Annotated in this window: 4 protein-coding genes; 2 read left to right on the forward strand and 2 right to left on the reverse strand. The window is 59.8% G+C overall.

Annotation, left to right across the window (positions count from 1 at the left end):
* Positions 1-2,733, forward strand: a 2,733-nt coding sequence (locus ABYT07_RS18940; protein WP_372993581.1) for an efflux RND transporter permease subunit, incomplete at its 5' end; no start/stop codon positions are given.
* Here the strand turns inward: ABYT07_RS18940 and ABYT07_RS18945 are convergent.
* The gene (locus ABYT07_RS18945) at positions 2,734-3,531 is read right to left on the reverse strand and encodes a protein-disulfide reductase DsbD domain-containing protein (protein ID WP_372993582.1); all 798 of its coding nucleotides are present in this window, start codon (positions 3,529-3,531) and stop codon (positions 2,734-2,736) included. It abuts the gene before it with no gap.
* Positions 3,532-3,664: 133 nt separating this feature from the next.
* Here ABYT07_RS18945 and ABYT07_RS18950 point away from each other — a divergent pair, with 133 nt between their 5' ends.
* Positions 3,665-4,219, forward strand: coding sequence for a YqgE/AlgH family protein (locus ABYT07_RS18950; protein WP_372993584.1), 555 nt, complete (start codon positions 3,665-3,667; stop codon positions 4,217-4,219).
* Here the strand turns inward: ABYT07_RS18950 and ABYT07_RS18955 are convergent.
* A partial coding sequence (locus ABYT07_RS18955) for an L-threonylcarbamoyladenylate synthase (RefSeq protein ID WP_372993583.1) occupies positions 4,193-4,741 on the reverse strand: 549 nt, incomplete at its 5' end. The genes ABYT07_RS18950 and ABYT07_RS18955 overlap by 27 nt on opposite strands.

Below are 4,741 nucleotides of genomic sequence, written 5' to 3' on the forward strand. Positions count from 1 at the left end.
ACGGGGGCCAATGCCCGCGTGCGCACAGGGACGGCGAAACGCAGCGCCGAGGCGATCGCTGGTGTGGTTCTGCGCAGCAATCCGGATGGATCATCCCTGACGGTGGGTGATGTGGCGCGGGTGATTGAACGCGGGTCTGACCGCGAGGTGGGGTATTTCGTCAGCGATGATCCCGCGATTTCCGTGCGCATCGACCGCTCTGATGGGGGCGACGCGATCGGAATCCAGCGCAGCGTCGAAGAGGTTGCAGGGGACATGGCCGTCATGCTGCCCCAAGGGGTTACAATCGAATTGATCCGCACCCGCGCCGAGGCGATTACTGGCCGTCTTGACCTGTTGATCGACAATGGTCTGACGGGATTGGCGTTGGTGGTTAGTCTGTTGTTTTTATTCCTCAATGCGCGCACCGCGTTTTGGGTCGCCGCCGGTATTCCGGTCGCGATGGCGGCAGCAATTGCGTTGATGTATGCAGGGGGCGTCACGATCAACATGATCTCGCTTTTCGGGCTGATCATTACGCTGGGCATTGTTGTCGATGACGCAATCGTTGTGGGTGAACATGCCGACTACCGCCATAAAGAGCTTGGCGAAACGCCCTATCAAGCCGCAGAAAACGCTGCGCGGCGTATGTCAAAGCCGGTTTTCGCCGCAACAATGACCACGATTATTGCCTTCTTCGGCCTTTTGGCCGTGGGCGGGCGCTTTGGCAGTCTGATCGGGGATATCCCTGTTACAGTGATTGCCGTGCTGGCCGCATCTTTGGTTGAATGCTTCCTTATTCTGCCCAACCATATGGCCCATGCGATGATTTCCGGTGCCAAGGAACGCTGGTATGACATCCCCAGCCGCGTGGTGAACAAGGGCTTTGTCTGGGTTCGTGAAACGCTGTTCCGCCCCTTTATGGCGGGGGTCATCAAGGGGCGCTATGTGGTGCTGGCAGGCGTTGTTGCGGTGCTTGCCTCGCAGGTTGCCTTGTTCATTCAGGGCGACGTGCAATGGCGGTTCTTCAACGCGCCGGAACGCGGATCGGTCACCGGTAACTTTGCCATGGCCGAAGGTGCGACACGCGCGGATACGCTGGCGATGATGCGCGAAATGCAGCGCGCAACCGAGGCATTGGGGGCTGAATACGCCGAGCGCCATGGCACCAACCCCATCGATTATGTGATTGCCCAGATTGGCGGCAATGCGGGGCGCGGGCTCGACGGGGCAGACAGCAAGGATGCCGATCTGTTGGGCGGGATTTCGATTGAACTGATCGACGCTGATCTGCGGCCCTATTCCAGCTTTGCCTTTGTTGGGGAATTACAAGAAACTGTGGTGAACCACCCGCTGGTGGAAACGGTCAGCTTTCGCGGCTGGCGCTCTGGCCCCGGGGGGGATGCGCTGGATGTCCAGTTTTTCGGTGCCAGCACCGACGCGCTGAAAGCGGCGTCAGAAGACCTGCAAAACGCCTTGCGCCAATACCCCGAAGTCAGCGCCGTGCAGGATAATCTGGCCTATGATAAAGAAGAGTTGATCCTTGATTTGACCCCGCAAGGCCAATCGCTGGGCTTTACAATCGACACGCTGGGCCGCGCGCTGCGCAACCGTCTTGCCGGGATCGAGGCTGCGACTTATCCTGATGGTCCCCGCTCTGCCACGATCCGGGTTGAACTGCCCGAAGGCGAATTGACGGCTGATTTCCTTGACCGCACCCAGATGCGCACGCCCGGCGGGCAATATGTGCCGCTGGCTGACATTGTTAGTGTGGATCGGCGTACGGGGTTTAGCACAGTGCGGCGCGAGAACGGGATCAGGCTGATTTCGGTCACGGGCGATATCTCCGAAGATGACCCCGCGCGGGCCACGGAAATCACCACTGCGATGCAAGACGAAATCCTGCCCCGTATCGCGTCCGAACGGCAGGTCGAATTCCGTATCTCGGGCCTGAGCGAACAGGAAAACACCTTTTTATCCGAAGCTTTGACCGGATTGATTCTGGTGCTGACGGGCATCTATCTGGTTCTGGCGTGGGTGTTTGGCAGTTGGACGCGCCCGATGGTGGTTATGGCGGTGATCCCATTTGGACTGGTCGGCACGATCTATGGCCATGCATTATGGGATGTCCCGCTGAGCATGTTCACTGTGGTGGGCTTGTTGGGGATGACGGGAATTATCATCAACGATTCCATCGTTCTGGTGGGGACAATAGACGAATATGGCGAAACACGCGGGTTGATCCCGTCGATCATCGACGGCGCATCAGACCGTTTGCGCCCCGTTATGCTGACCACGCTGACAACGGTTTTGGGCATGGCACCGCTGCTCTACGAGCAAAGCCAGCAGGCGCAGTTTTTGAAACCGACGGTGATTACGTTGGTCTATGGTCTGGGCTTCGGCATGTTTCTGGTCTTGCTCGTGGTGCCCGCGTTGATTGCCGCGCAGCATGACATCTCGCGGCAAACCCGCGCGATGCGGCGGGGGCTGCGGTCACGGGCACGCGGTCTGCGGTTTGGGCTGATCGGGCTTTGGGCGGTCATGTTGGCGTGGGCTGCGATCACTTTGGGATGGGCCGGGATCACCGGCGCGCTCTATCCGGCCTTGGCATCAATGATGCCGTCATTGGCGGGGATGGCCCCACTTACGGCGGCGCTGTTGGTGTTCATTGGCGGTGCCGCGATAATTGCGCTGGGCGGGTATGTGATCGGGGCGGTGGCGTATGGCGTGCAGCGGCGCAAACAGGCGGCATGATCAATCGGGCGTACAGCCCAGAATGTCGACCGAATGGTTGCTGCCCAAGACCGTGATACGCACCGCCGCGCGGCTGATGGCCACCGTGGCCCCGCTGACATGGGCCATATCGACTTTTGCCGTCAAAATATCGCCTTGGCGGCTGCTGTCAGCTTCGCTGACCCAGACATCGGGGTTGCCTGATTCAATCACGACCATTTCTTGGCCGCCGGCATGGGGCAGGGTCAGCGATGCCTCAAGTTGCAGGTCACCGTCTTTGAATGCCATCTTGCAGGTGGCCTTGGTCAGGCCTGCCTCTTTGGCGGAATAGGGTCGCTGTGCGAGTGATGCGGCAATGGCGGGCACGGCGCGGGTGGCATCAGTGTCGATCAGACCTTGGACATGCAACGTGGCAGGCACGCAGATATCAAGGCACACGCCCATGTCGATTGTGGTGTTCAGCATCACCGGCGCGCCCTTGTCGGACGTTGTGATCACCAAAGGCAGCAGCACCTGATCGCGGTAGCCGATCGTGGTCAGATTTTTCTCGCGGAAAACGGTTGGGGCGGGCCATTCCACAGCGACGGTGGACAGGTTCTCAGATCCGCCCCAGTCGAAATGAGGCGGGATGCCCATGTCACCGGGCGCGCGCCAATAGGTTTTCCACCCGGGGGCCATGGTCATCCGAATCGCTGCAACACGGTTGCCATTGGGCAACACCCAGCCTTGCAGCAGTTCGCCTTGGATCACATCCATGGCGGCGGCAGGCAGTGGCGCAAGCAAGGCAGCAGCCAAAAGGGGTATAAAATTTCTTTTCATGCCCCTTCATGATGCAAGAGGAGTAGCCTGCCAAGTCACGTTTGCATCATGAAACGTTGCAAAGCGACGGGTTGAAAGCAGCGCGCGCGCGCGCCATGCTATCCACAGTAGAAAGGGGCGTGTAGATATGGAAATGGACCTGACAGGACAGTTGCTGGTCGCGATGCCCGGCATGGGCGATCCCCGGTTCGACCACTCGGTGATTTTCATTTGTACCCATAATGCCGATGGGGCGATGGGGTTGATCGTCAATAAATCGGCATCCACCCTGAAATTGACCGACGTTCTGGACCGGCTTAGCACCGTGGATCTTGAGGATACATCAGGCCTTGGCGTGCATATCGGAGGCCCCGTCGAAACCGAGCGTGGTTTTGTTTTACACAGCCCGGAATATCGGTCCGTCATGCAAACGCTTGATGTGTCGGATGATTTTGCCATGACCGCGACGCTGGATATTCTTGAGGACATCGCGCGTGGCAAAGGGCCCGACCACGCAATGTTGATGCTGGGCTATGCGGGCTGGGGCGCGAACCAGCTTGAGGCCGAGATTGCACAAAATGGCTGGCTGACCTGTGCTGCCACTGCCAAGATTGTGTTCGATACGCCGGACGACGCAAAATGGGCCGCTGCGCTGTCGTCTTTGGGGATTGATCCGCTTGGGCTAAGTGGCACCGCCGGCCGCGCCTGATCCGCGCGGTGCCGCAGCGCGCCTTAGCCTGTCATTGATCGCGCGCCCCAACCCGTGGTCGGGCACGGGGGCCACGGCGATGGGTTTGTTCATCGCGTCCAACGCATGCAGGTGATCAAATAATTGTGCGGCAGCTTCGATCAGATCCCCTGACGGGGACAGGTTCAGATCGCCCTCAATGGGGCCGAAGCCCAGCAATACTTCGTCTGGTTCAGCGGACAGGGCATTCAGCCGCACCCGCGCGTTCGGCGCATAATGCGATGCAAGCTGGCCGGGTGCGATGATCTCGGCCCCGTTGGCGACGTCGATCGTTTCGCCCAAAGCGGCCTCGATTGCTTCGACCGGCAGCCCGCCAGCGCGCAGCAAAGTCGGTCGGGGGTGGTTCAGGCCGATGATCGTGCTTTCCAGTCCAACGGCACAGGGACCACCGTCCAGAACAGCGTCTATTCTACCGCTCAGGCCGTCCAGCACATGTTGGGCTGTCGTGGCGCTGATCCGTCCCGACGGATTGGCCGACGGGGC

Source organism: Sulfitobacter sp., from assembly GCF_041552635.1.
Lineage (GTDB): Bacteria > Pseudomonadota > Alphaproteobacteria > Rhodobacterales > Rhodobacteraceae > Sulfitobacter.